At 32.5% G+C, this 26,889-nt stretch carries 42 protein-coding genes; 34 read left to right on the forward strand and 8 right to left on the reverse strand.

What is annotated here, in order from left to right:
* The 15 genes from J9309_RS01385 (at position 1) to J9309_RS01450 (ending at position 6,479) form a co-directional block, all read left to right on the forward strand.
* Positions 1-924, forward strand: a complete 924-nt coding sequence (locus J9309_RS01385; protein WP_230476668.1) for an AAA family ATPase — start codon at positions 1-3, stop codon at positions 922-924.
* On the forward strand, positions 924-1,052 hold the full coding sequence (locus J9309_RS13580) for a hypothetical protein (RefSeq protein ID WP_262897274.1): 129 nt from the start codon (positions 924-926) through the stop codon (positions 1,050-1,052). Before J9309_RS01385 ends, J9309_RS13580 begins: the two co-directional genes overlap by 1 nt.
* Positions 1,053-1,056: 4 nt before the next feature.
* On the forward strand, positions 1,057-1,299 hold the full coding sequence (locus tag J9309_RS01390; protein ID WP_230476669.1) for a hypothetical protein: 243 nt from the start codon (positions 1,057-1,059) through the stop codon (positions 1,297-1,299).
* A gap of 105 nt (positions 1,300-1,404) precedes the next feature.
* Positions 1,405-2,055 (forward strand): DUF3164 family protein, encoded by a 651-nt coding sequence (locus J9309_RS01395; protein ID WP_230476670.1) that lies wholly within the window; start codon positions 1,405-1,407, stop codon positions 2,053-2,055.
* An 88-nt stretch (positions 2,056-2,143) separates the two neighbouring features.
* Entirely contained in the window at positions 2,144-2,332 is a 189-nt protein-coding gene (locus tag J9309_RS01400; protein WP_230476671.1) for a hypothetical protein, read from the forward strand.
* Between the two features lie 242 nt (positions 2,333-2,574).
* Complete coding sequence (locus J9309_RS01405; RefSeq protein ID WP_230476672.1) at positions 2,575-2,865, forward strand: hypothetical protein; 291 nt, start codon at positions 2,575-2,577, stop codon at positions 2,863-2,865.
* 68 nt (positions 2,866-2,933) lie between these two features.
* A complete protein-coding gene (locus tag J9309_RS01410; RefSeq protein WP_230476673.1) occupies positions 2,934-3,167 on the forward strand; it encodes a hypothetical protein in 234 nt (77 codons plus the stop codon).
* The gene (locus tag J9309_RS01415; protein ID WP_230476674.1) at positions 3,168-3,497 is read left to right on the forward strand and encodes a hypothetical protein; all 330 of its coding nucleotides are present in this window, start codon (positions 3,168-3,170) and stop codon (positions 3,495-3,497) included. It abuts the gene before it with no gap.
* Entirely contained in the window at positions 3,494-3,706 is a 213-nt protein-coding gene (locus tag J9309_RS01420) for a hypothetical protein (RefSeq protein WP_230476675.1), read from the forward strand. Before J9309_RS01415 ends, J9309_RS01420 begins: the two co-directional genes overlap by 4 nt.
* Complete coding sequence (locus tag J9309_RS01425) at positions 3,699-4,226, forward strand: hypothetical protein (protein WP_230476676.1); 528 nt, start codon at positions 3,699-3,701, stop codon at positions 4,224-4,226. The genes J9309_RS01420 and J9309_RS01425 overlap by 8 nt, the downstream gene beginning before the upstream one ends.
* The gene (locus J9309_RS01430) at positions 4,226-4,657 is read left to right on the forward strand and encodes a hypothetical protein (RefSeq protein WP_230476677.1); all 432 of its coding nucleotides are present in this window, start codon (positions 4,226-4,228) and stop codon (positions 4,655-4,657) included. Before J9309_RS01425 ends, J9309_RS01430 begins: the two co-directional genes overlap by 1 nt.
* A 12-nt stretch (positions 4,658-4,669) precedes the next feature.
* Positions 4,670-4,993 (forward strand): hypothetical protein, encoded by a 324-nt coding sequence (locus J9309_RS01435; RefSeq protein WP_230476678.1) that lies wholly within the window; start codon positions 4,670-4,672, stop codon positions 4,991-4,993.
* Positions 4,994-4,996: 3 nt separating this feature from the next.
* Complete coding sequence (locus J9309_RS01440; protein ID WP_230476679.1) at positions 4,997-5,524, forward strand: 3'-5' exonuclease; 528 nt, start codon at positions 4,997-4,999, stop codon at positions 5,522-5,524.
* 117 nt (positions 5,525-5,641) lie between these two features.
* Entirely contained in the window at positions 5,642-6,163 is a 522-nt protein-coding gene (locus J9309_RS01445; RefSeq protein ID WP_230476680.1) for a hypothetical protein, read from the forward strand.
* Positions 6,144-6,479 carry a hypothetical protein gene (locus J9309_RS01450; RefSeq protein WP_230476681.1) on the forward strand — a complete coding sequence of 112 codons (336 nt, stop codon included), beginning with the start codon at positions 6,144-6,146 and terminating at the stop codon, positions 6,477-6,479. The genes J9309_RS01445 and J9309_RS01450 overlap by 20 nt, the downstream gene beginning before the upstream one ends.
* On the opposite strand, the gene J9309_RS01455 is transcribed toward J9309_RS01450, so the two are convergent.
* The 8 genes from J9309_RS01455 to J9309_RS01490 are packed head-to-tail and all read right to left on the reverse strand — an operon-like array spanning position 6,474 to position 14,296.
* Positions 6,474-7,001 carry a hypothetical protein gene (locus tag J9309_RS01455; RefSeq protein ID WP_230476682.1) on the reverse strand — a complete coding sequence of 176 codons (528 nt, stop codon included), beginning with the start codon at positions 6,999-7,001 and terminating at the stop codon, positions 6,474-6,476. The two genes, J9309_RS01450 and J9309_RS01455, sit on opposite strands and share 6 nt — an antisense overlap.
* Before the next feature lie 18 nt (positions 7,002-7,019).
* Positions 7,020-7,499 (reverse strand): phage virion morphogenesis protein, encoded by a 480-nt coding sequence (locus J9309_RS01460; RefSeq protein ID WP_230476683.1) that lies wholly within the window; start codon positions 7,497-7,499, stop codon positions 7,020-7,022.
* Positions 7,492-9,249, reverse strand: a complete 1,758-nt coding sequence (locus tag J9309_RS01465; protein WP_230476684.1) for a tape measure protein — start codon at positions 9,247-9,249, stop codon at positions 7,492-7,494. The genes J9309_RS01460 and J9309_RS01465 overlap by 8 nt, the downstream gene beginning before the upstream one ends.
* Before the next feature lie 2 nt (positions 9,250-9,251).
* Positions 9,252-10,547 carry a phage minor head protein gene (locus tag J9309_RS01470; RefSeq protein WP_230476685.1) on the reverse strand — a complete coding sequence of 432 codons (1,296 nt, stop codon included), beginning with the start codon at positions 10,545-10,547 and terminating at the stop codon, positions 9,252-9,254.
* Positions 10,471-11,784 carry a phage portal protein family protein gene (locus J9309_RS01475; RefSeq protein WP_230476686.1) on the reverse strand — a complete coding sequence of 438 codons (1,314 nt, stop codon included), beginning with the start codon at positions 11,782-11,784 and terminating at the stop codon, positions 10,471-10,473. The genes J9309_RS01470 and J9309_RS01475 overlap by 77 nt, the downstream gene beginning before the upstream one ends.
* A gap of 55 nt (positions 11,785-11,839) precedes the next feature.
* Entirely contained in the window at positions 11,840-12,265 is a 426-nt protein-coding gene (locus tag J9309_RS01480; protein WP_230476687.1) for a phage protein Gp36 family protein, read from the reverse strand.
* 1 nt (position 12,266) lies between these two features.
* The gene (locus J9309_RS01485) at positions 12,267-13,838 is read right to left on the reverse strand and encodes a hypothetical protein (RefSeq protein ID WP_230476688.1); all 1,572 of its coding nucleotides are present in this window, start codon (positions 13,836-13,838) and stop codon (positions 12,267-12,269) included.
* Entirely contained in the window at positions 13,838-14,296 is a 459-nt protein-coding gene (locus J9309_RS01490; protein ID WP_230476689.1) for a DUF1804 family protein, read from the reverse strand. Before J9309_RS01490 ends, J9309_RS01485 begins: the two co-directional genes overlap by 1 nt.
* A 123-nt stretch (positions 14,297-14,419) precedes the next feature.
* Between J9309_RS01490 and J9309_RS01495 the strand changes: the two genes are divergently transcribed.
* The 19 genes from J9309_RS01495 to J9309_RS01585 all read left to right on the forward strand — a co-directional run bounded on the left by J9309_RS01495 (position 14,420) and on the right by J9309_RS01585 (position 26,886).
* Positions 14,420-15,523: a Clp protease ClpP gene (locus tag J9309_RS01495; RefSeq protein ID WP_230476690.1), complete on the forward strand. Its 1,104-nt coding sequence runs from the start codon at positions 14,420-14,422 to the stop codon at positions 15,521-15,523.
* Entirely contained in the window at positions 15,523-16,431 is a 909-nt protein-coding gene (locus J9309_RS01500) for a hypothetical protein (RefSeq protein WP_230476691.1), read from the forward strand. The genes J9309_RS01495 and J9309_RS01500 overlap by 1 nt, the downstream gene beginning before the upstream one ends.
* A 1-nt stretch (position 16,432) precedes the next feature.
* Positions 16,433-16,867, forward strand: a complete 435-nt coding sequence (locus tag J9309_RS01505; protein WP_230476692.1) for a hypothetical protein — start codon at positions 16,433-16,435, stop codon at positions 16,865-16,867.
* A complete protein-coding gene (locus tag J9309_RS01510; protein ID WP_230476693.1) occupies positions 16,854-18,089 on the forward strand; it encodes a DUF2586 family protein in 1,236 nt (411 codons plus the stop codon). Before J9309_RS01505 ends, J9309_RS01510 begins: the two co-directional genes overlap by 14 nt.
* Positions 18,089-18,502 carry a hypothetical protein gene (locus J9309_RS01515; protein ID WP_230476694.1) on the forward strand — a complete coding sequence of 138 codons (414 nt, stop codon included), beginning with the start codon at positions 18,089-18,091 and terminating at the stop codon, positions 18,500-18,502. Before J9309_RS01510 ends, J9309_RS01515 begins: the two co-directional genes overlap by 1 nt.
* Positions 18,503-18,593: 91 nt before the next feature.
* Positions 18,594-18,917, forward strand: coding sequence for a hypothetical protein (locus J9309_RS01520; protein ID WP_230476695.1), 324 nt, complete (start codon positions 18,594-18,596; stop codon positions 18,915-18,917).
* Positions 18,918-18,931: 14 nt separating this feature from the next.
* Positions 18,932-19,102 carry a hypothetical protein gene (locus tag J9309_RS01525; RefSeq protein WP_230476696.1) on the forward strand — a complete coding sequence of 57 codons (171 nt, stop codon included), beginning with the start codon at positions 18,932-18,934 and terminating at the stop codon, positions 19,100-19,102.
* Entirely contained in the window at positions 19,102-19,746 is a 645-nt protein-coding gene (locus J9309_RS01530; RefSeq protein ID WP_230476697.1) for a DUF6046 domain-containing protein, read from the forward strand. Before J9309_RS01525 ends, J9309_RS01530 begins: the two co-directional genes overlap by 1 nt.
* Entirely contained in the window at positions 19,727-20,737 is a 1,011-nt protein-coding gene (locus J9309_RS01535) for a hypothetical protein (RefSeq protein ID WP_230476698.1), read from the forward strand. The genes J9309_RS01530 and J9309_RS01535 overlap by 20 nt, the downstream gene beginning before the upstream one ends.
* A gap of 1 nt (position 20,738) precedes the next feature.
* Positions 20,739-21,218, forward strand: a complete 480-nt coding sequence (locus J9309_RS01540; protein ID WP_230476699.1) for a hypothetical protein — start codon at positions 20,739-20,741, stop codon at positions 21,216-21,218.
* Positions 21,218-21,421: a hypothetical protein gene (locus tag J9309_RS01545; protein ID WP_230476700.1), complete on the forward strand. Its 204-nt coding sequence runs from the start codon at positions 21,218-21,220 to the stop codon at positions 21,419-21,421. The genes J9309_RS01540 and J9309_RS01545 overlap by 1 nt, the downstream gene beginning before the upstream one ends.
* The gene (locus J9309_RS01550; RefSeq protein WP_230476701.1) at positions 21,421-21,705 is read left to right on the forward strand and encodes a hypothetical protein; all 285 of its coding nucleotides are present in this window, start codon (positions 21,421-21,423) and stop codon (positions 21,703-21,705) included. The genes J9309_RS01545 and J9309_RS01550 overlap by 1 nt, the downstream gene beginning before the upstream one ends.
* A complete protein-coding gene (locus J9309_RS01555) occupies positions 21,706-22,248 on the forward strand; it encodes a phage holin family protein (RefSeq protein WP_230476702.1) in 543 nt (180 codons plus the stop codon).
* Positions 22,226-22,534 carry a hypothetical protein gene (locus J9309_RS01560; protein ID WP_230476703.1) on the forward strand — a complete coding sequence of 103 codons (309 nt, stop codon included), beginning with the start codon at positions 22,226-22,228 and terminating at the stop codon, positions 22,532-22,534. Before J9309_RS01555 ends, J9309_RS01560 begins: the two co-directional genes overlap by 23 nt.
* 1 nt (position 22,535) lies before the next feature.
* Positions 22,536-23,378, forward strand: coding sequence for a nucleotidyltransferase (locus tag J9309_RS01565; protein WP_230476704.1), 843 nt, complete (start codon positions 22,536-22,538; stop codon positions 23,376-23,378).
* The gene (locus J9309_RS01570) at positions 23,359-23,862 is read left to right on the forward strand and encodes a hypothetical protein (protein WP_230476705.1); all 504 of its coding nucleotides are present in this window, start codon (positions 23,359-23,361) and stop codon (positions 23,860-23,862) included. The genes J9309_RS01565 and J9309_RS01570 overlap by 20 nt, the downstream gene beginning before the upstream one ends.
* A 2-nt stretch (positions 23,863-23,864) precedes the next feature.
* On the forward strand, positions 23,865-24,695 hold the full coding sequence (locus J9309_RS01575; RefSeq protein WP_230476706.1) for a hypothetical protein: 831 nt from the start codon (positions 23,865-23,867) through the stop codon (positions 24,693-24,695).
* A 6-nt stretch (positions 24,696-24,701) separates the two neighbouring features.
* Positions 24,702-25,955, forward strand: a complete 1,254-nt coding sequence (locus J9309_RS01580) for a hypothetical protein (protein ID WP_230476707.1) — start codon at positions 24,702-24,704, stop codon at positions 25,953-25,955.
* On the forward strand, positions 25,948-26,886 hold the full coding sequence (locus tag J9309_RS01585; protein WP_230476708.1) for a hypothetical protein: 939 nt from the start codon (positions 25,948-25,950) through the stop codon (positions 26,884-26,886). The genes J9309_RS01580 and J9309_RS01585 overlap by 8 nt, the downstream gene beginning before the upstream one ends.
* The last annotated feature ends 3 nt before the right edge of the window (positions 26,887-26,889 follow it).

The following is a 26,889-nucleotide window of genomic DNA, read 5'->3' on the forward strand; positions in this document are numbered from 1 at the left end:
ATGACAAAATTAACACAAATTCAGAGAACTAAAGAAATTCCTGAAGCAATGCAACGCTTTTTAGATGAAAGAGGTGTAAAACAGCCTGAAATTGTAAGGTTATCAGGTGTAAACAAAGCCACAGTTAATTTAATAGGTAGAGGAATTGAGTATAACGGCTCAACCTTAATTGCAGACAAGTATTATGAGAAAATTGCCCATGCAATTGGTTACAAGTTAGAAAAAGCCTACTGGCAACATTTTAACACCTTCAATTTCAAACAAGCCATTTTAACGTTTGAAAATGCTCGTAAAAACAAAGAAAGACGAGGAATTGATGGAGATACAGGGTTAGGAAAGTCTTATGCGGCTCAAGCTTACAAGATGAAATATCCAAAAATTGTAACCCTTGTAAAATGTGATGAAGTAGCCAATACAAAAGAGTTTGTAATCTCATTAGCTGAACAACTTAATGCACCAACAATCGGAACTAAAAACCGAATCTTAAAAGAGGTTGTTAAAAAATTGAAAGACAAAGAAGAAGCGTTCTTAATTATAGATGAGTTTGAAAACTCTAAAAAGGGAATTATCCCAGTGATCAAGTATTTGGCTGATGAATTAGAAGGTGTTGTTCCTGTAGTAGTATTAGGAATTGATGTTGAAAAGATGCTTTCTAAAAATGCAGCAAAACGTAAACAAGGATTTATCCAGGTTAATAGAAGATGGTCGTTCGGATGGACGTTTTTTAACCCTGATATTTCTGAGGATATACAGAAAATCTGTGATACTGTAGGGATTGAAAGTAAAAATGTAGTGAATTGGCTTAATGCACGTGTTAGGGACTTTGATTCTTTAAAAAACATCATTACAGCTGCTTTAATTGAATCTGAAAAAAGCAACGAACCAATTACAACTGAATTATTAACGGAGTTATTTGAAATCTAATGGGAACACTTTATTTATCTAAAATGATGCTGGTTTATCGTAACGAAAACGGCAAAATTACGAAAGTCTATACAGGTGAAATCGTAAAAGAGAAGATCATTAATACATCAGTTCAATTAAAAGCATAAGGATATGAATTTTTATAGTGTAAAAGTCAAAATAACTAATCCAACATTCAAGAATACATTCATCAATGGATTAGTAATAGCTAAAACACCTACAACAGCCAAAGAATTAGCTTTAAAAGAGGTTGTTAAAGGGATTGATTTTGATTCCTTAAGAATAAAAAGAGAATCTACAAAATTTGAAGTTACTGATTGTAAAAAAATAAAATCAGATTTCGTAATTGATGGTAGAAATTCTGCAAAGCAATGAAAATCATAACAGAATTAGCTCAGATTTTAGCCTTATGGGCATTAATAAATGGAGGTTTTTACCTGATTATACAATTGATTAAAAAACTAAATAAACAAAATACCAATGGAAGCAGTATTAAATAAGCCAGCATGTGAAATGTCAGTAGAAGAATTATTGGCATTAGCAAATCAAAAGCAAGCAGACGAGCTGAAGAAAGCCCAACAACGTAAAGATGCTTATTTCACCGATAAAAACAACTTCTTAAATGAGGTTGTTGAGAAATACAAAGATGTACAGATCATTCTGAAGGATTTAAAGAAAGAAGCAATTACACACGCTGAGAACTTTAACCGATTGATGTACGAAATTGAAGGGAAAGCAGTCAAACAAGCCAAATCTTTCAAATTAGAAAACGAAAATGTACGTCTAATCATCGAAGAAAGAGAGCTTTTCACCTTTACAGATGAAGCCATTGTTCACATCAACTCGATCAGAGATATTTTCCGTAAAAAGTTCGAAGGACGTAACAAGGGATTTTATAACCTATTGGATGGCATCTTAATGAGAAACTCTAAAGGAGAATATGATCCAAAGCTTTTAGCAAAAGCAAAAAAGCAAGTAAGAGAATTGGGAGACGAGGAATTAAGCTCAGAATTTAATAAGCTGTACGATTGTCAGACAGTAGTAGGATCTGCAAAGTATATTCGAGTTTATACCAAGAATCCAGATACTAAAAAATGGGATGATATTTCTTTAAACTTCTCAAGCTTATAATGAAAGAAGTTTTAGTATTAGTAGCCATGATTTGGTTAGCAGGATTAGGAACGCTAGTGTATTTATCATATAAAGGATCACAAAAATTATGAGTATCACAGTAACAAGATTAACAGATAAGCAGTACATCATCAATGGTAAAACTGTATTGAAGGAAAAAGGCAAATGGAACCCTCAAACAGAGCCTTTAACGGATGAGGAAATGAAGAAGTTTAAACAACATTTAAACACTATTCAATGGAATTCGAAATTTGGTTTTACACCTGTAAACAAGTAGAATATGTTAGTAAATAGAAGCAATTTTTTATCATTTGAAGCAAATAACGAACGATTAGAATCTGCAAAACATTTGCTTGAAAAGCCCACCAACAAGAAAAGCAAAGCTTACAAAGTGGCAGAAAATATAAAAGAGAAGGCAAAACGATACGATTAGTAAAAGCCTAAAAATACCTTCCTGATTGGCAAACTCCAAGGTTCGAGTCCTTGGCAGGAACAAATCAACCAATAAACTTTAAAATTATGTCGAACCAATATCTAAATCTGATGGCAATTAGAGACAAACGAAGTATTGTTTTAGCAATTGCAACTCGTACTGGTATTAAAGATCCTGAATCTTGGGACAGATTTAACCAGTGGATGCTTACTAAAAGTATATTGAAAAAGGAATTATACAAGTATTCTGAAGATGAATTGAGTCAATTAATCAAACAATTCAGAGGATTAGAACGTAATTTCTTAAAGTCTGCTACCAAAGTAGGAACCAAAGCGTGGACAAAGAAAAACCGCTTTCCAAACTTAAGCAGAAACTAAAAAAGGACCTGAGAATATATCCCAAGCCCCCTAGACCAAGGCAAAGATATAAAAACTCAGTCCACAATATGGCATATCATAGAAAAAATTTCTTAAAAAGGGTTCTCAAGGTTCAGCAAATAACCCTTGAACACCGTGCTCAAGGGTTATATTTTAAAGAAATCTATCATAAGTACATAGAAGATGAATTCAACATCTGTAAAAGGACTTATGATGCTTATCTAGGAATAAATGCCAAAAAGCAGTTAAAAGATTTAGAAGCTAAAAAACAAACAAATACAAATCAAATACAACTGTTTTAAATGAGAAAATTAAAAGTAAAAGTTGATTACGATCTCATTGCATCTTTAATCAACATTACAGTAAACGGTCTAAATCAGACGTTCATTGAAAATAAGGAAGAAAAACTAATCAAATCGTTGCGAGGTGAATTATTCATCAAACTTCAATCAAAATCAATAGCAATTAACCTAAAATCTATCCAGCTAAAATACCATGAAGCTTATATCCTATATAGAGATATAACAGATATAATTGATGGTTTAGATACCAAGAATTATTATCATCTAAAAGTGATACAATTTTATGGTGAATTGGATAGATATTTAAACGAAAACTTAAGATTGACATGAGACTAATTACCTATGATAACACAATTTTTGAGATTACTGAAGAAGAATTTAAACACTTAATTAAATTATCTCAGAAATACACTAAAGCTGTTTTTAACGATTCAGATTCTCTAGATCAATTATACATTGAAATCAGAGATTATTTAGAACAGATTTGTAAAACTAAAGAACCAAAAGGAATTATAGATTTTGCTTGGACTAATGAATAGAATAGATTTTACAGAAACAATAAACGAAAAGCCTTCCTACTTTATTTATAAAATATGGGAAGGCTTTTTTCGTGAAGAAATACCAAGATGCGAGTACTATTTCCATCTGTTTTCGGATGCATATAGGGAGCAATTTGGTAAGGATTGGGATGAGATGGAGGACAATGTAAGAATAGATTGTGCAAAGTATCATACCATTAGAAGGAAGCTAGGAACATTACAAGAAGATAGCGAGGTTGTTTTAGTTGTGAACAAAGGAAAATTTAACGAGTTTATTTTTACACCGACACTTTTTGTCCACTCGATTCAGCAAATTTATATCATTGATGAAGACGAGCCTGAAGGATTCGGTTTTACCGTAAATATAGACGGTTACATAAAGACTGAAGCACAAATAGAACAACTGGCATTAAATGATGGTTTTGAAAGCTTAGAAGCGTTTAAAACCTATTTTAAATCGAAAATGATAAATGGTTCTTACGAAGGAAAAATAATACACTGGACTAAACTTAAATACTAATGATAGGAAAGAAATTTATACTAACAAGTGATTTTTTTGAAGGTCAAATCATCTACACTTTTACTATTAATGGCAACCTAAAAAATATTGATTGGGATTATGAAGCCGTAAAGGATAAAAACACCCTAAACTTCTTCTATGATAACATCCCAAAGAATGTTGATTACATTACTAAATGGGTGAACACAAAAACGGATAAATTCTTTGTACAAGAAATCCCAACGGATTTAAGTTTTGACCGCTTTTGGAGTGATTACGATTACAAAGTCGGTAAAAAGAAAATGGCAGAGAATTGTTGGAAAAAAATGACAACTGAAGACAAGGTAAAAGCCTTGCTTTATATCTCAAAATTAAAAGACATCAAACGCAAAGAAGGTTCGGATATGCCTTATCCTACAACCTATCTTAATCAACGTTATTTTGATGTTTAAAATTGGTTTAAAATGAATCTAAAACTAGCTAATATGCCTTGGAAAATAATAAAACATAGAGAAAGTTTACAAACTCAAGATTTAGGAGTTATGATTAAAGTCCGTGAACTTGAGTATAATGGTGCTGAAGATGCAGAATCTTTAAAAATAATTTTTAAGAAAAAGCTATCAGAAATTCCACAAACAAATACATATTCAGCAGATATGCTTTATCAAATGAAAGAAATAAATTCAAATTCAGTTGAAATATGGAAAATGAAACCAAATGGTGACGAAAAATTTTTAATGTTCACCATGATAAAAAATACTGAAAAATTTAATCCTTTTAATTTCTAATCTATGAATAATATAATGTTAGATATCGAAACCCTATCCACGGATTTTGATGCAGTAATTATCTCCATTGGAGCTGTACGATTTGATTTATCTACAGGAATAAAAGGAGATACATTTTACCGAAAAATAGACAAACAAAGTTGTGTGGATGTTGGTTTAAAAATAAATCCTGAAACAGTAGATTGGTGGATGAACCAAGACGAAAAAGCAAGGCAGGAATTTTTAAGTAAATCAGATCGCATTTCGATATCCGATGGTTTGATAGAATTGTCTGAATTTATACTAAAAGAGGATTTTGTTTGGAGCAACGGAGCAACATTTGACCTGGTTATTTTACGCAGTGCATACAAGGCCTGCCAAATCGATTTGCCTTGGGAATTTTACAACGAAAAAGATGTAAGAACATTAGCAGGATTAGTTCCTGAAGTAAAAGAAAACGAACCTTTTGTTGGTGTAAAACATCATCCTGTTTCGGATTGTATCCATCAAATAAAATATTGCTCTAAAGTTTATCAGTCATTAGGGATTTAAGACTTTGATTTATAGGTAAATATTTCTATATTTGAATTCCTAAATTCAATTTTCAATTACTTTTTTCCAGCCACGCAATCAAATGCGTGGTTTTTTGTTTAATTATAAACTGAAATTATGAACATATTTAAAAAAATCAGTAAAAAGATAGATTCGTTTTTAATCAATCAAATTGATAAACAAGATGAAATTTTAAAGAAACAGCAACTAGAAAAAAAGGAAATAAAATTAAATGATAAAAATTTAAATATTAACGTATCCTATACTCCTAATCCAAATAAATCAATTGATTTAGGATTGTATTTTATGGATATAAGTAAAGAGCTTTCGAGGTCGAATAAGGGTAAATCTGAGTTAGCGTTTTATTTAGGATTAGCTACACAAGGAAGACTTGATGAAGCTGGTAATATTATTGATTTAATTGATCATTATAATTCTGAATATTTAGAATTTATTGAAAGATTTAAAAAAGATATTAATTCTATCAATAGAACTTCATTATTGATACATGAAAAGGGAATTGATACATCATTAAAAAATAATGAAACTATAGGTCAGTATTATAGTAGGAAATTGTCTCAAAACAAATCATTTATTGAAAAATTTAATACTATAAAAGATGAATTTGAAAAGTTGTAGTTTTTTAATTTTAGTATTGTTTTTTTATAGTGTTTATGCACAAAGTTTATACAATTCGAAAGCAAATACAGAAGTAAGTTACCGAGATACAGAAGCATTTACTGTAACATTTAAGAAGTCGGTTTATGGTTTAGAATTTCAAAGAAATGATAGAGTTTTAAACCAAGAATTAAAAACAAAAATTGAGCGTTTTATGAAAGAAACAAAACGCCCAAAATTTAAAGGTGTTGGAACTTTTAAGATGGATATTATCAAAAGAAATAATACCTATTATATTGTAGAAAGTAAACAACCTGAAAGATTATTAAAATTATAAATCAAATTCAACTTTTTGAACTAAATTGCCACTAAGTCGCAAACTGTCATACGAGCCCTCAAGATGATCATCTTGGGGGTTTATTTTTTTACGCTTGTAAGAACATTCGTACTTCAGTAAATATACATCTACAATACTATCCATTTGGTTAAAACCTTCATCTACTTTTGTTAATTTACCTGTTTCTTCAGATTCTAAATCAGATAAAGTTTCATCCACCAATTGGATATAATCTAAGAATTTTAGACCTAATTCTTGATTCAAAGAAATGTTACTTGTATCTCTTAATTGTTCATAGCATACATAAAAAGTAATATTTGCAACTGGTGTATCTTGCGTATGATCAATATCCCATTCAACCAATAAACTTGTACCTTGAAATAAATCAAAATTTTCAGGATTTAAATCTTGTTGCGCATACAAATCAATGTATCGAACGGGAGGAATATGATGTTCTATAAACTTATCTTTTGTGCTTTGTTTTTGAAAAGTACTTAATACTTTCTTGTAAAATGATTTCATTTTAAAAATGGTTTAAACTTATTTTAAAATCTCTTTAATCTGCTTATCCAACATTCGTTCAATACGTCTTAATAAGATGGCAGATTCACCGATAAATTGACGTTTAGGCATTCTGATGTTCATTTGCCTTGTATGTGCTTTTACACGTTCTGCACGTCCTTTCCTAACCCTTGAATGAGCTTGTACGTTAACTCTATTATTAATAGATCCACCCTCATTATGAATTTGCGCATAAGGAACATCCGTACCAATGGTAACTGAATTACGAGTTGTTTTTAATTTCCTTACCGAACGTTTTAAACGTCCAGTCTTTGCCATTAAAGATCCTCTCGATTCCTTTTTACGAGGTTGCCATCGATTGGGCGAACGATCCAACCAATTTTTAGCAACAAAACGTTCTTTAGAAAAGTTGACTGCTTCTATTGCAGCCAACTCAGGAAATCGTTTATGCAATTGACGTAAACGATGTAATTTGGTTAACATATCTGTTTTAGCCATGTTCTGCATTTATCATTACACGTTGCATAATATCAGCAAACCATGCTTCTACATCTGCCTTTGTCATACCTGCAGTATCAGATTTTGCAATGTTAATTCCACCTTTATTAAAAGCATCAATATTGATGGTAACATTACGCACTTGATTAGAAGCTCCTGTCATTTTACTTAAACGCTCCGCTTGCTTTTTATCTTTTTTATCGTCTTTTTTACCAATACCGCCACTAGCACCATAAAGACTTGCAGAACCATTACCTTCAGTTTTTTTAGCTAATTCAGAAGTTTTAGTTTCTTCAGGTGTAACAAGATCTAGTTTTTTTCTTAAAGCTTCAATAGATTTTGCACCATTACCTGCTAGATTACCCATACCAGGAATTTTTGAAGCCATTTCTAAAACTTGTTGTAAAGGTTTAAGTAAGGCATCTAATAAAACAATTCCTATACGCTTTAAACCTCCAATAATCCCATCCGTTTGAAAAGCTTTTTTTATACTCTCCCAATGATCGTATAATGATTTAAAGGCATTAATTACTAAACCAACTGGACCAAGAAAAGCAAGTAATGCAGCACCCCATTCATCATATTTTTTGATTGCGATGACTACAATTGCAACTAAAGCTACAATTGCAGCTACAACTAATCCAATTGGATTTAACTTCATAACAAGATTAAGTAATGATTGAGCTCCAGCCCATAATTTTGTTAAAATAGTTGTTTTACCAATAAGAGTGTTATGTATTAACATATAGGTGTTACCCGCAATAATCCCAGCAGTTAAACCTGCAATCAAAGTCAATAAAATTTGTAAATAAGGATTGCCACCATTGATTTCATTAAACAACCAAACAAACCCTTTAGTTAATCCACCAATAAAGTTCGTTAAAGTCATAATTGCACCTGTAATATTATCCATACCAATTGCATTAATTACCGACATTAAACCATTGACAATTTCAGCTTCTAATTGCCCTAAAGCACCTTCAAAAGTTGCAGTAGATTTTGCAGCGTCAATAGCGACTTGTTGGAAACCTAAATCCATTAAGGCTTTATTAAAATGTTCAGCTGATATCATACCTTTCTCCATCGCTTCTCTAAAGTTTCCTGTAAATGCTCCGTTTTTTCTCAACGCATCTTGCATCTTACCTGAAGCACCAGGAATCGCATTTGCTAATTGGTTCCAATCTTGCGTAACCAATTTACCTGCACCATTTACCTGAGTTAAAACTAAAGCCACAGATTTATAAGTATCTGCATTACCTCCAGCTACAGCATTTAAGTTACCTGCAGCTTGCGTTAAGGCTAAATAATCTTTTACACCATTTGCAGCTAATTGTGCTGAAGTATTAGCAATTGTGTTTAGATCATAGACCGTATCATCAGCATATTTTTTTACATCCAATCGAGCTTTGTCAATTTGACTTGTATCAAACCCAGCAAAATTCATAGTGGATTTGAACTTTTCGAGGGAATCTGCTGAGTTAACTGCTTCACCTGCTAATCCTGTAATTGCATTGGTAACGATGTCAAATACTTTCATTCCAATTCCTGCACCTATACCAAATCCAAAAGCAGATTCAGATTCGGTGGCAAAAGAATTAAGCGCACGGCTTGCATTAGCTTTAAATTGATTTAGTCGTCCTTCCATTGCATTAACAGAAGAATTTAATTTGTTTTGAACTCTGTTTAAACCGCTATTAAACATTTTATCTGAGAGCTCAATCAATAATTCAAGTTTTGATTTACCTGCCATTATTATTTGTTTTTGATTAGAAGACCTTTTCTAAATAAATGATCCTCTTTATTTGTTTTATACCACGACTTAATTTTCAATCCTCCGTTAGTGAATTCAGTATCTATTACAATGGCTTCTCCTTTGTAAAACTTGATATATCTCGATTGATATTTATTGCGGTCTTTATTGTACCAAACCTCATCAGGATTTTTAATGATTGATTTAAGTGCCGGAACTAATTGAGCATTTTCTGAAGATGAAGAATTTGATTTAAATGTTTTTTCATCTAACATTAATTTGCGCCCTAAATAATCATCAAAACCCATAAATTTTTGATTTTTTACAGGCTTGAATAAATCCTTTACATTTTCAGAATTGATAGTTGTATCAACTTTTAAAGGTTTTATGTTTGTTTTGTTTTTAACCTGATCTAAATGATAATCCTTATAGGTTAGTTTATTAATATCATTGGTTACTTTACCATCAGCGTAAAATTGAGCTTTTGTAAACACTTCTTTTAGATCTCCTCGATTAATGGAAAATTGAGAATTTTTAAAATCAGATTGCGTTCGATTCATTAGCTCCCACATTTCATGCCCTGTAGTTATATCTTCAGCTTGAATTGGATCTATATACTGAAGCATTTCACAACGGCAACCGTAACCATTAGGAGGAAAAAAGCGCATTGCTTCCTTATCATTTAAATCGAAAATTTTACCGTCTAAAATGCGATGTTGCTCCCTTACTTTATTATCTCCAATTGTATGATACTTTACATACCTGGTTAAATCTTGTTCGTTAAAAAAGCGATGATAAGCAGCTGCATTTTGACCTACAGCAATAGAAAGATTATATTCTGTTAAGAGCCAATCTTCATTAAAATCTTTATTGATTTTAGAAGCACGATTTTTAAAATCTGTAAAGGATCTAATTTCTTGTTTCTTTTTATCAATGAGTAAATCAGTCATTGCAGCTAAACGTGCTTCTGTTTTATATTCACAAAACTCAAAAAGATTATACTCCATTAATTGATAGGCTAAAGTATCAGGCGTATTATATCCTTTAAGCACACCGAATCCTTTTTTTAATCCATCAGTTAAGATATTAAGTTCTTCAGCAATTACTTTAGCTTGAGCTCCTAAATCCTTATCCTCATTATAAAGAATCTTCATCCAATCTTCTACCAAATCCTTTAGGTTGTCATTATCTGCAGAAGCCATTGGTAAATGACTACAACATTTAGGTGTAATCTGGTTTTCTCCATTTAGCTTGTACGCCTGTATTTTTATTTTTTTGGTTGGGATCATTGTTTTCATCTTCTTCAGAATTTAGGAAAGGATTAAATTGTTTTTGTTTTTTACCTACAATTGGCACATTGAAAGTTTGAGATAACCATTCCGTTTCTACTTCGTGGTCTTGCATAATTCCTTGTACAATTGTCCAATATTGGTTTAGGTCAATTTCTTCTTTTGATTCCACCCATTCTAAAACATCATCATTGGATAATTGAGAATAGCCATGAGCCATTAATAAAGGGATTAATTCATCATTTACATTAAATGCGATATCTCGACGATCAGCTTGCGAGATTTTAAAATCTAAGCTTCGTTCATGTACTTCTGTTTGTGATCGATTGGCTGCATTTTCTGTTAGCGTATTAGAACCAACCATTACAGATGAAATCTCATTTGTATGTTGCTCAATAAATTTTGAGTAAACATTGTAAGCATCCGTACGATTTGCTTCATCAAATTTGATAGATGTTCCTTCAGGAAAAACCCCAACCGAAGCTTCAGCTAATGAAAGTAATTGTTGTTCTACAGCATCCAAATGATCTTCATCTGAACGATTAGTTGTTGCAGAAACTAATGGCATTCCGAATTTTTCGCAAAACTCTGCCCAAGACTGCACGACATTTCGTTTCCAAATAAGGTTAGGAATAATATTATTAATTAAACCTAAATCGTCTTCTCCAAGTTGAAGCACCCAATTTTTATGAATTGGATCATCATAATTAATAAAAGTTTGAGAAGTTAAATCAGGATAAATTCGCTTGTAATTTGTTGCTGTATTTCGTTTAGGAATTTCTACAAATTCAATTTTATGCCCATCGAAATTGATAAACTCAATAACTTTTGCTCCATAAATGATTGAATGTAAATACAACTGAAGGTAATCAAAAAACCATTTTTGATTGAATAATTCAGTTGCTTCTTCATTGATTTCACCGCTAGCTTTATTACGAATTTGGAAACCTGTACTTAAAGTGGCAGAAACTCTTAATTGTTCATGAGCTTTAAATGTTCCATCTATACGTAAATCTTCTACTAAATCAGCATAAGTATTGAATCTTGGATTATCATGGTTATGGCTAATAATAATTGCCTGTCTCCACTTATCGATATCTTTTCTTGAAATGTCTTTAAATGACTTTGAAATTTGGTCAATTATTTTATCAAGATTTTTACTTTTTCCACCTCTTTTCTGTGGTTTTGTAGTTGATACGTTTTTAGGCGTTTTAAACGCTCCAAATATATTATTAAATAATTTCATTGTTAAATTTTATAAAATGGCTGAAAAACGATTTTAAACAAGGTTTAAACAAAGTTTAGTACTTATAGTTTTGTCGTTTGTATCTGCTCGTTAGTCTAATTGAGGTTTTGACTTTTCCATCCTCATCAATTATTTCAGGTAAATCTGCTTTAGTTTCTCCTTTAGAAATACTTTTTAACCAATCCAAAGCATCTGCATAGCGTTCGGTACGGTGTTGAGGAATTTTATTTGGTGCTAAACTGGTGTATAAATGGTATAAGGCACAATCAATCGTAATCATTACCATATAAGCACTTCTATTATTACCTTCTGCAGAGAATATTTGATTTACATCATAATAACCTCTCAAATAATTTTTAATCTGAGAAATTGCCATTTCTTCAGCACTTAATAATTTTTGCTCTGTGTAATTTTCTAATAAAATACTTTTGATTTCAGTTCGTATCAGAACGTTGTAATCATCTTCAGTAATAAATCCCATATTAAAATCTGTTTTTCTTGTTTGCTTGTATTTCTTTTCTTGACTTTGTACGTGGTTTAAACTTTGCTACAAAAGAAGCCTTGTTTACTTCTGCCATACCTGATTGTAAAAAATCGGGACCATCATCATTTGCAGTACTTCCTTTTTCAAAGGCATACAATTGATCCTCCATGGTAGCAAAATCATTATTACCTTTAAATTCTTCATTGAAATAGACATTTAGACGTTCGAAGAATCCAGCCATTGACTCAATACGATCATATTTGTTGATCTTAGATTTCTTATCAGCTACTACAGGAATATAGAATCCACGTTCTTCTCCAACTAGGTCAAAATCATTCACAAATTCATCCATCGCAAACAAACCTTCAATCAAATATTTGATATTGTATTTGCCTAGATTATGTTTTTCGTATAAATCATACACCCATTCAGCAACTGCTTTACGTGTTGATTGTCTAAGAAAACAGAATATTAAATGATATTCCTTTCCAATACGACCAACTAATCCCATCCCTTTGTAATCTCCAGCATCTTTGTAAGATAAATCTCCATAGAAACAAAGTGCATCATATTGATCAAATCGAAGCCTTTTCTTGTATTGGATATGTTCAGGCTTAAAGATTGTACCATCTTGTATATGTTTATGCATATACTCTCGCATAAAGGAACGATACGGTGTTGAATCATACTTTTCCTTCCAATATTCAGCTGATGTTTTTTCAGGCCAATTGGGTTCAAAAGTTACCAATGATTTTACTGCAGCTACTGAAATGACAAAATGTTTAATTTTACGGCCTGTTTCTTTAGCTCTTTCATTGATTCGGTTAAACTCTCCTTTAAGTTGATTAATGATGGTGTTTTTGTGGAAGTTGTTATTAGCTACAACGAAACGCTTACGTTTAGCACCTTCATCAAATGTTCCACGTAAATCCTCCCAAACCCATTCATAGGCACGCCTTGAAAGTTTTTCGTTATTACAAAGCTTTTTTGTATCAACATCATCCACCACAATATAATCAGGACGTTGAGCACCTTCACGTAAACCACGCACTGACTGTCTAAAACCACGTGAAACAAATCGAACACCATCTACTGTACTAAAATCTCCTTCAGCCCAATCTCCGTATTTAAATCGTTTGCCATAATCATTGATTAATCTTGAATTATGTTGTAATTGTGCCTGTATATCAGAAATCAGTTTTTTAGCTTTATCTACCGTTTCACCAATCAATAACAAAAAGAATAGATCCTTTTTTACGAGATATAAATACAATGGAATACCCATATCTAAATGCACAGATTTAGCACCTGAACGATAGATTTCTCCTAATAAATTACATTCAGGATTCTCAATAATTTTATTAGCCATTCGCTTATGGAACCAAGCGCATTTAGATTTGGCATACATTTGAAAGTAGTATTCGAACCAATCGACATAGTCTCTTTCAAGCCCACGCATTCGCTTAATTTTCTCCTTTGGCGTTTCATTGATATTGATAGTAGCAGATTGCTCAATCTTACGACAATGCTCCTCGTATTGCTTTATTAGCTTTTCAAAACTCTTAGTCATTAGTCTTCCTGATTAATTCTGTATTGGATAAATCGCTTATGCCATTCTAAAAATGCAATTGCCATTTGTGGTTCCTGATCTGCCATCCAGTTATCAAATTCCTTGAATACCGAAAAGATGACTTGTACTGAAGTTCTATTGGATAAGGTTTCAATTACCTTACTAACTTTTGCTAAAGCATCAGCATCAATAGTTGCACCTGATCCACTTGCAATGTTATTCAGCTCTTTCATTAAGACTTCTTTAATCTTATGAGGTGCTGCTAAATATTCATTTCTTTTATCATCCCAGGTTTTACCTGTACCATCTCCTTTACGCCATTTAGAAAGAGTTTGTTCAGAGATTCCAACTAAACTGGCAATTTCTTTTGCATTTAGTCCATCTTCAACAAACATCTTCTCAGCTAATTCCTTCTTTGCTTTATTATTTCCTCCACCTCCTTTAGTTGCCTGTAACATTTTAGTTTTTATAGCAAAAATCCATTAATAACAATAAAGAAAATCAAAGAGTTGCAACCCTTACTAATTGTTTTTGAAACACTTAAAAAGAATTAAATATTTGCTACATCAAATTATTTACACGTGATTTTTACAGTAGAAGAAAATACAATTAAATGCATTGGGGTTATTTGGGATGGAGATGGTGTACGCTTTATTCAAGAATTCCAGCGATTGGAAATGATGTATGAAAATATCATCATCAAGCTTCATACAGATGGAGGATCTGTATTTGATGGTAATTTGATTTTTAATGCAATTAACAGTTCTAAAAAGGACGTTGAAATACATATCATTGGTATAGCTGCCTCGATGGGTGCAGTCATTAGTCAATCGACAAGTAAAGTTTATATGGTAGAAAATGGGTTCATGATGATTCATGCACCATCGGGCTATACTTATGGTACTGCTTCAGTATTTGAAAAATACGCAAGCCTATTACGTCAAATCGAAACAAATTTTAGTAACAAACTTCAAAAGATTACAGGGAAATCTAAGCAATATGTAGATAAATGGCTAGTTGGGGACAATTGGTTTTCAGCTGAACAAGCTCTAAAAGAGAAACTTATTGCAGGTATTATCGAACCTGAAACTGAAGTTGAACGATTTGATCCTACACAAATGGAATCACAAAGCGAGGTCTTTGCAAAATTTGCAGCCTTGTACATCCCTAATAATGTAAACAATAATTCTGAAATAGAAATGAAAAAACCAATTATTGAAGCCTTGGGTTTACAAGGCGTGAACGAGCAAAGTTCAGATACTGCCGTAATTCAAGCAGTACAACAAAAACATGATGATGAAAAAGCACAGATTAAAGCTCAATTAGATGCTGAAAAGCAAAAGGTAGCTGATTTACAAGCCAAATTAGAAGAACAATCTAATGGAGCGGTTACTTCTTTGATTGCTGAAGCTGTAAAGGCTGGTAAAATCAAAAAAGAGGATGAAGCTACTTATGAAGCAATTGGTAAAACATCAGGAATTGAAGCTTTACAAACTGTATTTGCAAATATGAATGTTCGTAAAACTATTGCTGGAACGATAAATCAAGCACCTGATGCAAGCGTAGATCGTGCAAATTGGGATTTTGATAAATGGCAAAAAGAAGATCCACGTGGACTAGAAGCATTATCAACATCTAATCCTGAACAATTCAAACAATTATTCAACGCTAAATACAATAAATAATGGCTGGAGTTTATAGAGAAATATGGACGGGCGAATTAGTAGAAGGTTTTAGACCTTTCATCGAAGCATCGTTTTTAAATACAATTCAAGATTATTCTGAATATGTATCATCTTCAAGAAATGGAGAAAATCAAGTAATTCACTTAGTAGATATTGGAGCTGATCCTGAAGTTCTTATTAATAATACTTCTTATCCAATTGGGTACTCAGAACAAGTAGATGGTGATCTAGCGTTTAACTTGGATAAATACCAAACAAAAGCAACTAAAGTAACTGATGACGAGTTATACGCAATTACTTATGATAAGATTGCTAAAGTAAACGATAAACATCGTAAAGCTATCTTAACTAAAAAGTTTGGAAAAGCTATTCATGCATTAGCTCCAGCGTCTAATACTACTGATACACCTGTAATCGGTACTACAGGAGCAACAGAATCAGGTCAAAAAGTTGCGACTTTAAAGGATTTAATTTCTTTAGCAAAAGCAATGACTGATGCTGGTGTGCCAAATGATGGTAATCGTGTATTAGTATTAGATGATACTCATTTATTCGATTTACTTAAAGAAGATACAAATCTTTACAAGAACTATGTAAATGTATCTACAGGTCAATTGTTGCCACTATTATATGGATTCAAAGTTTATACTTATGGTAATAATCCATTCTATGCAGGAACAACTAAAGCAAGTTATGGTGCAGTGTTTAATCCATCAACTCACAGTAAAGCTTCTGTAGCATTTTATGCTCCAGATATGTTCAGAGCTGAAGGTAAAACTAAAATGTACTATGATGAACCTGATACGCAAACTCAGTCTTCAGCAGTTAATTTTAGACACTACTATTTAATTGCTCCTAAAAAAGCACGTGCTATGGCTGCATTAGTTACTTCTAAAGTAAGTGGATAATATGAAAGATCAAGCACAAAAAATATTTAGTCATAGCTCTTATAAAGAGCTATGGGCTAATCCTTCAGGAGAATTCTTTAGTTCTGAGAACTTAGCAAAATTGAGTTTAAAGGCTGATGAGAAATTAGTGCATTTCAAAAGAGATGAAATAGCTGAAGAATCAATTTTGAATTATAATGCTTCTATTGCAATTGCTGGCATTGATCTAATCTCAGATGCTTTAGAATTAAATTCTTTATTAGAACAAGAGAAAGAAGGGAAAAAGCGAAAAACTGTTATTGAGGCTTTAGAAAAACGTATTTCTGAGTTAAATGCTCCGAAAATTAATCCAGTTCAAAAGGATGATAGTTCATTTGAAGGAATTCAAACGGATATAAATCCTGATGAAGAAAAAACAGAAAATCAATACAATCCTGAATTAGATGAGCAATCTTAATGGTGTTACAACGAGAAAAGGCAAGATTGGAGCAAATCGTTCCAATAACAAACGAGCGGTTTCAGCTTTAGTTATTGGTTCTGCAGTATTAGCAGGATTGGCATTTAATACGCCTGTAACTATTTATAATACGGATGATCTTGAACAATACGGTTTAGATGCTGCATTTGATGCAACAAACAATGTAAATGTATATCGACATATTTCTGAATTCTACAGATTAGCTGGTCAAGGAACTGAATTACATTTAATGTTAGCTCCACAAGCTTCAACACTTACAACGTTAGTGCAGAGTGAGCACGTGAAGACTTTACTTGCAACGGCTGATTATGAAGTTCGACAAATTGCATTTGCAGTTAATCCATCTGAAGCGCCAACCGTTGTTGATGGTTTGCCTACAGACTTAAATACAGCAATTCCTTTGGCTCAAGGTTTAGCAGATTGGGCTTATGAGCAAAATATGCCATGTCATATTTTCTTAGAAGGTTACGGTTTGGCTGGAGCTTCTAATATCGTTGAGGATCTAAGAGATATTGAAAATGTAGAAGCTACAAAAGTTTCAGTTTTCATCGGTCAAGATTGGAAATATGCAGAAACAAAAACAGATTTAGCACAAAAATTTGCTGATGTAGGTACTGTCTTAGGTGTTTGTTCAGCTGCTTCAATTTCTCAAAACATAGGAGATAATGAGTCGTTCGACTTATTAAATGCGGGTCTTGACGCTTGGATGATTCCTGGTTTATCTAACCATAAAAAGACAATGGAGGTTTATTCTCAATTGCAAACATTTGAGGATAAAGGTTACATTTTCGGTTTAAGTTATCCAGGACTAGCAGGTATCAGAATTAACAACGATCATGTTTGTGCGCCTGTTATCGTAGATCAGGAAGGAAATATGAACGAGCATACAATTGCCTATAGCCGTGTAATGGATGACGCTGTAAGACAGTTGAGAACGGTTTATTTGCCAAAAATTAAGAAAACATATCCAGTGGATGAAAATGGAAAATTATCTCCAGCTGTTCGTGTTTCTTTAGAAGAAATTGGTAATAATGTCTTTTTAGACATGGCTAAGAATAGCGAAATATCTGCAGGTAAAGTAACGATTGATCCTGATAGTGATTTACTTGTAAAAAAGGAGTTAGTTATTTATTACGTTGTTCAACCGCTTGGTACAGTTTCAGAAATTACAGGAACTATTAATCTTAAAACTCAAGTATAATGGCTGATATCGTAAGAAATGGAAAAGCGTATGATTCTGCAGATGTAAAAGTTTACATCAATGGAATTAACATTCCTGTAGTTAAAGTGACTTATGGAAATGAGCAAGAACATCAATTGAATTATACACTTGGAGAAAATCCAACATCTTGGTCTAAGGGTAAAAAGACGCCTTCATGTACAATAGATCTAATGATGGCTGATGTCGTACCATTAGAAAAAGCAGCTGGAGGAGATTTACTAAAAGTTAAACCTTTTAATGTAACAGTAGAATTTGTAAATGAAGACAACGAAATTGTAGTCGATTCTATTTATGCAAAATTCAAATCTCAAGGTCGAGATGTTACAGGTGAAATGGGATTACAAATGTCCTATGAGCTATTTGCTTTAAAAGTAGATTTTAACGTCGTATAAAAATCCTCTTAATTAATACATTATCTAAAAGTCCTTTCAAGGAAGGACTTTTTTTAAAACAAGTTTAAAACATATCTAATTTCATTTTAAAATGAACGAAAATAAATTCAAATTATCTGCTGAAGAAATCGAAAAACACGGTGGAGAAACCAATCTTAGAGTAATTGAATTACCTAAAGATGATAACAATACTGAATTTTTAGAAGTAACAGTAAAAATTCCTTCAAGACAAGTTATCGGTCAATACATGAAATTCCAAAATGTGAATCCTCTTAAAGCTCAAGAAATCTTAGTTAAAGGGTGTGTATTGACAAATAAAGATACTGTATTAGCTGATGATGCATTATTCTTTACAACTGTAAGTTCTTTAGCTGAATTAATTCCGATTAGAGAAGGACGCTTAAAAAAGTTCTAGACGATTGTCCTGGATTGATTGAAGGAAACGACAAAGACAAAATTTTTAAATACGACGCTTTAATAAGTTATGCATTACATATTCCATTTCCTGAAGAATTAGACGATGAAACATGGGCTATGAAATTAGCTCAAGTTGAATGGTTAATTGAACAAGGAATATTGGCTCCTAAAAAAATTGAATAATGAATGTAATAAACCTAGCAGAAAGATATGCAGCTGCATTTGGAATGTTAGCTGTAGGCAAAGTAGCCCAGCAATTATTTGTCGAGAAAATAAACGATAAGGATTATAATTTAGAATTATATCCACAACAAGCTGCTAATATTGAGTATGTAAAGTTTAGTATTCCTGATCAAGAACCTTTGGAGTTTTCTGAAGTAATGAACCTAGAAAATTCAAATGTCTTTGCTCCACCGCTTTTAATCTCATTTTCGCAAGCAAAATCCTTAATCAAAACAGAAGTAAACGATGATGATCCAATCGTAATTGAACGTTGGGGAATGCAACCTTGGGAAATTAAGATAAACGGAATTTTAATCGATTTAGACAATCGTATTTATCCATCAGATGAAATTAGAAAACTTAATCAAGTATGGAAACATAAAGGAGTTGTTGAGGTTGTAGGTAGGCAATTTGAAGAAAAGGATATTGATGCAATTGTTTTTGAAAGTATTGATTTTACACCTATTGAGGGCTTTCAAGATACTATCCAATTTACAATTTCAGCTTTTTCTATTAAGTCAGTAAACTTTACGCTTCTTAAGCCTAATAGTGGTACGATAACAACTGGAAACTTAGAATTAGAAGATGAATTACCTGTATCATAACATTGATTTAAAAATCAGTATTGGTAAACAAGTTCGCTTTAATGTATGCGAATCAATACAAATCAAAAAGAGTGTTGAAACGCTAACAAATACAGCAACTATAGTATTGCCAAGAGAATTTAGAAACGCAGTTAGTCCTTCAGGTAAAAATATCGAATTAGCAGGAAAAAGTATTCTTGACTTTATCACAAAGGGAGATCCTATAAAGATTGCATTTGGTTATGATCAGGATTTAGAAGTTGAGTTCATTGGTTATGTAACCAATATCGGAGCTGAAGCACCATTGCAGATTGAATGCGAGGATGAAATGTACAAGCTAAAGAAAGCAGATAAAGTAACCAAAACTATTTCTTCAGGAAAGTTAGAAGATATTTTAAAGGCAGTAATTCCTGAACAATATGAGATTATTTGTAACGAATCTTATCATATCGGTAAATGGATTATTCAGAAAGCAACACCTTATGAGGTACTTGCTGAATTACAGGAAAAAGTCGGTTTACGATTCTATTTTATGGATGCTAAAACGCTTTATGTAGGAATGATGACAGACTTTAAACCTGATGCTGTACATGAGTTTAATTTTTCTAAAAATGTTCGTCGAGGTTCTGATTTAAAATTTGTGATTAACGATGAAACGCCAAAACAAATCATTGTTGAATCGATGCAAAAGAATGGTCAAAAACTAACCTACACAACTGGAGATCCAAATGGTGAATCAAAAACAAAGGTGGTTTTTCCAAACTTAACTCAAGCTGATTTAAAAAAATGGGGAGACGCTTTTCTGAAGCAGGAAAAAATAGGAGGTTTAAAAGGCACTTTGGATAGTTGGTGTTTACCAAGAACTAATCCTGGAGATTCAGCACAAATTACACGACCTATTTACAATGATAAGCATCAAGATGGAACATATTTTATAAAAGCTGTTACCATTGATATTAATAAGGATGTAGGTATTAAAAGAGCGAATGAGCTTAGTCATAAATTGATTTAAAATGAATGTAGAAGAAATATTTTCTCAAGCTATAAAGCTTCAATCAAAAAAGAAAGGAATTGCTTCTATTGCGGTGGTATCTGTAGAGCGTGTTGAAGATAATTTTTGCATCGTGGATAATGATACTGAAGTACGTCTTAATTCAATTATAGATGAGTTAGAAAGTAACATGACAATCTATCCAAAAGTAGGCTCAAAAGTCGTAGTTGCTCGCTTAGATAACCAGGACGAATTAACCATTATTCAATATTCAGAAATTGATAGAATCTTGATAAAAATAGAATCTCAAATCTTTGAAATGAAAGATGGAAAATTCAGAATCTTAAATAAAGAAGCAAACCTTAAAACGGTTTTAAACGACCTATTTACAACCTTAGAAAATTCAATAATTAAAACACCTTCAGGTGCTGGAAAATTCATTGAATTGAATAAGCAAAAGTTTAACCAACTTAACCAAGATATTAACAAATTACTTTTCTAATGGCTTTAAATGATGCAGAATTTATACAGGCTGTTATTGATCTACAAGATGAGATGATTGAGTCTGAAAATTATGAAGCAAGTAAATTGATTTATGCTCAAAAATTACTAGCTATTATCAAAAATTATTTGATGTCAGGAACTGTAATTATTACAGGAACATCTAACCAAGGAGCATTTACAGGAACAGGAAATATCGAGTAATGAAGGATATCATAAGAGACCAGGAACAAGATGTAAAAATAGAGCGTGGAGACTTTGTTATTGATGAAAGTGATCAACAACATATCGAAGATATTTTCATTGCTCAAAAAGGTGAATTTAAAGAATTTCCTTTAGTGGGTTTTGGTGCTATCAATTACATCAAATCACAAACTACAGATGATGAATTTAAGAGAGATTTAAAAATACAATTGGAATATGATAATTACATCAATTCTACTATTGATACATCTGAAGGAATTCAAAACACTAAAATTATAATTTAAATGAAAACAATCAATTACATACTAGACGGTTTTGGTTTTAAAAATCTAGATGATTTTTTAAGCTCAACGTTTGGTTTCCTAAACTCTCAAAATGTGATAAAAACAGATTTAGTCTTGGGCACACTTGTTTCTGCAGTTAGCTTTCTTTTTGGCTTCAATCACTTATTTTTAATTGCTTTAGTTGTTCTATTGGGCTTTGAATGGTACACTGGAGTTAAAGCATCTTTAAAACGTGGAGAGCAACATTCAAGTAGAAAATTTGGTCGTATGCTTTTAAAAATAGCTACTTATTTAACACCAATATATATCCTGAATACGTTTGCATCGAACTCTAATTTTCCTGTAATAATGAATTACGAAATAGATCCATTTATTTGGCTTTATTGGGTATATGTGATTGCTATTATATGGCAACTATTTGTATCGCTTTTAGAAAATTATAAGAGCCTTGGTTACAAGTTCGCTGAAGTATTATTGAAGATTATTAATAAGAAATTTTATGAACAATTCAATTTAGAAGATGACAATAAAAATCCTACATAATCAAAGCCTTTTAGATATCTCCATTAGGTTGTTTGGGACTGCAATTGGTGTACTACCATTGGCTATTGAAAATAACATTTCAATGACAGATGATTTGGAGGTTGGAAAGGTTTTAAAAGTTCCTGCAGGTGGTGAATTTGAGCAAAGGCTAATAGCGGATTTTTTCAAAAATAGAAATATCAATCCAGCAACTGCAATTGATAAAATTCGACTTACAGAGGAATTTGTAGATAGCAATGGAGGAATTGAATATTGGGGAATAGAAATCGATTTTGAAGTAAGGTAATATGAGCGTAGAACAATATCAAAATACAATGATAGCAGCGAAAGAAAGAAATGCTGCATTAAGTGGATTAACTTCTACTTCTAAAACTTCTATTTGGCGTTTAATGTTTTATTGTGTGGCATTTGCCATCGAGCAATTAGCGCAATTATTCTCCCAACATCGTAAGGAAATCGACGATAAAATTGCAAAACAGAAAACTCATCGTTTAGCTTGGATTCAAGGGATGTATTTGAATTTTCAGTATGGTTTTGATTTGATACCTGAAACAGATCAGTTTGATAACTCAAATGCTACTGATGATCAAATTTCTGAATCGAAGATTATTAAATATTGTGCGGTTAATGAATCCGATACACAGCGAGAAGTTATCATTAAGATAGCGACTGAAGTTGAAGGAGAATTGTCTCCATTACCTCAAGAAGTCATGGAAACAATTGATCGTTATACTTCGGAAATTAAAGGTACTGGTGTACCGTATCGAATTATCAATTATGTGCCTGATTTATTACGCTTAAAAATACGAGTGTTCAGAGATCCATTATTGATTGATGAGCAAGGAATGCATAGACGAAATGCCAACTTTCCTGTAGAAGATGCACTGAAGGAATTTATGAAGGAATTGCCTTTTGATGGTGCGTTACAAATTCAGGACTTATCTAATAAGCTGGAGAGTGTTACAGGTGTTGAGTTGGTATCGGTTGATTTGGTTCAATCATGCTGGGTAAATCCTGCTACTTCAGGATATGGCGATTGGCGTTCGATTGATGTGAGAAAAGTGCCTGAGAGTGGCTACTTCAAGATTGAGAACTTTAACGGAATAAGCTATGAAGTATTACAATCTTAATTTCAATAAGCTTGTTCAGTTGCTTTTGCCGACGTTTTTGCGAAAGCCAAGAATAATTGCTTTTTTGCAATCTGCAATTGCTCCAGTAATTCATATTCATGATGAATTTAATCAACTACGGTTGGACGATCATTATAAGTTAGACCATACTTGGCAGAAATGCTACATGGAAGCTGCATTGAATGATATGTTTGATTTGGATGAGCGAAAAATCAGAATTATAGAAGGAGATCGATACGAGCGTAATTACATCTACACCCATGCCGAGCAGAAACCTAAGTATTTAGGGACTTTGTTTCTTAGACGTGCTGATGATTATTCCGATACTGGTTACGACTTCACCGTCGATATGGCTAATGTAACGGCTAATCATTATGATGTGGTGGCATTGGTAAAGTTTTACAAGTTAGAAGGCACACGTTTCAATATCATCAATCTAAGGACATTACAACGAAATTTTTTAAATCAATCAATTAGGCTATAGCAATGAATCATATTAATATACAACAAGCAGGTGGTTTTCCGATGGAAACCAATACGTTGGATGCAATGCAAAAATCGTATGAAGTCTTCAATGTGTTTGGAGGTACAATTGCTCCATTGGCAATCATTTCAGGATGTCAGATAAATGGTAATCAGGTGTCAAATGGCTATGTGAATATTAATAATCAGTTGTACGAATTCCGTGGTGGTCAAGCATCGGAGTTTGTGATTATTCAGCAGGAAGAAGAGCCACGAAATTTTGAGAGTGGTGAAACTAAGATTGTGTATATCCGACGATGGGCTACATTTGGTCAAACTTCAAACGGTTCTAATTATCCATGGGCAGACTTCCATCGTGTGGTAACGAATGAAGAAATGTATAATCGTAGCAATCATATTGGTTTTATCCAGGATTATTACGGTGAAATAGCAAACATTCCTACAGGTTGGAGTCTATGTGATGGTACGAATGGAACGCCTGATTTACGTTCAAAATTTATTGTAGGTTATGATGATCGTGTTTCTGATTATAATGCTGTTGGAAAAACTGGAGGTCTAAAAGAAGTTGCTTTAACAGCTAATCAAAACGGAAGGCATACTCATAGTGGTTCAGTAGAAATTCCTGATCATACACACACGTATCTTAAAGCAATTAAGGCTCGTGGGTATCGTACTCAGGCCGATGATAATCCTTTTGGAAATAACGAATCTGCACAAACATCTTCAGCAGGTGGTGGCACGTTTACCGTATCAGTTGGCGAATCAGGTGCTGGAGAAGCGCATGAAAATAGACCGCCTTATTTCGTATTAGCAAAAATCATGTACACAGGATAATTTATTATGGCAGATGTAAATAATAATGCTCAGCAAAGACTTGCTGATCGTAATACTATAAAACAATGGTTTAAAAGAGGTTTAAAACCATTACAAGAACATTTTTGGACTTGGATAGATTCGTTTTGGCATAAGAATGATTTAATTCCTATGTCTTCAATACAGAATCTTACAACAATTTTAGATTCGAAGTCTAATTTAGGTCACATTCATATTGAATATACAACTCCAGAAGTAGTTCAATCGATGATTGATAATCAAATTACTTCAATCTATCGATTAATGTCTCCAGTTGCTACTTATGCAGATTTACCAATGGATGGTAATCTTAACGGAGATGTTCGCAATGTGATTGATACAGGAATGAACTACGTTTGGGATGGAGCCGAATGGGATGCATTAGGAGGATCGTTGGATTTAACTAATTACGTTACTCAAACTCAATTTACAACTGCATTGTCTGATATGGCAACGCAAACTTGGGTTAATCAGCAATTGGCTAATGTATCAGTTGATTTATCAGGCTATTACACGGCTGAAGAAGTGGATTGGCAGATTGGGCATGCAATTACAGGATTAGCGACACAGGCGTGGGTTAATGAGCAAATAGCTAATATTAGTGGTGGTGGACAGATGGATTTATCCATCTATGCGCTGAAAGATGCTACAGGATTGAGTGAGGAGCAAATTGATGCTTGGCGCAATGCTTTGCGTGTAACAGATATCGAGGTTGAGAATCTGTATAATGCTGATGGAACTTTAACTGGAAATAGAAATGTGAATCTTGGTGGGTTTACACTTCAGTTTTTGAATGGTTACATCAAGGCAAATCGATATTCATTGAATATTATAACAGGTAACTCGCATCCCAATTCGATACATACGGATGGAAATAAATTGAAATTTACAAACAATGCTGGTGTAACACAAGAGTTGTTAACTGAATTTTCTTCAGTACAAGATATGTTAGTAATTACATCTAATACGAATATAAGTAGCTCTATGATAAATAGAAATATCTTATTTGATAATGGAACTTCTAATTTATCATTAATAGTTCCTTCATCTCTACCAGAAAATTTTATCATGTCTGGTATTAAATTAGGAAGTGGAAGATTAACAATTATTGGCGGTGCAGGAGTAGTGATTAACCAAGTTACTTATACAGATGTTGTATATGGTATATCAGGAAGTAGATTCATGTTGTCTCGTGTAGGGAATAGTAATGTGTTTAATTTGTATACTTCTAATTATGAATAATCCAGCATTATTTTTTGATAAATCCCCAGAATTGGCAATGTTAAAGTATACTAATACAATTAATAGTGGGATTGTATTTTCAACAAGAAGTGGGAATATGAAAGTTATCAATTTAGATGGAACTAAAAGTGATGTAACTACTGATAAGATGGTAGATTATTCAACTTGGGATAATCTTAATGCAATATCAATTCCATTAAATAATTATAGTACAGAACAATCAGGTTATTTAAGATTTGTTTTTCAATATGGTTATAAAGATGTGTATGCTATAGCTGTTAGGAAAATTCATACTTCGAATAATCCGAGTATTTTTTATAACCATAATAAATTCGAAATTCAAAATTTAGGTAATTTTTTAAAACAGTTCCCAGCATTACATAGTTTTTCATTTGACAGTTATGTATATGGAGATGCTACAGTACAAGCTGTTTTAGCAGGGGATTTAGCTTTAATACCGAAATACATTAAGAGAGTTTATTTATCTAATATCGATGTTAAAAATTTACATAGTTCGTTAGTGTATAACTTAAATAATATTCCTACTAATTCTGAATTAGAATCGTTTTACTTTCAAGCGCGTACTACCACTGCTCAAAATCTATCATTAAATATGCATGGAGATTTAAAATACTTACCTCCATCGTTAAAGAATTTTGTTGTTAGATCAGTATTAACTGCTACTAATACTTCAGTAATATATAGCGGTGGTAAGGTTTGGAATCCTGAATTAAATAGTTTTCGATTATCAAAAACAATGACATCATCATCAATAGATTTATTATTGAATGATATGGCTAGTCAAGTGACTACTGCTATAGGTAATAAATCGATTGGACTACAAGGTACAAGAACAAGCGCATCAGATGATGCTGTTGCTTATTTGGAATCACTTGGTTTTACAGTTACAGTTGCAACAGCAATTTCTTAATAA

This window comes from Faecalibacter bovis (genome assembly GCF_017948305.1).
Lineage (GTDB): Bacteria > Bacteroidota > Bacteroidia > Flavobacteriales > Weeksellaceae > Empedobacter > Empedobacter bovis.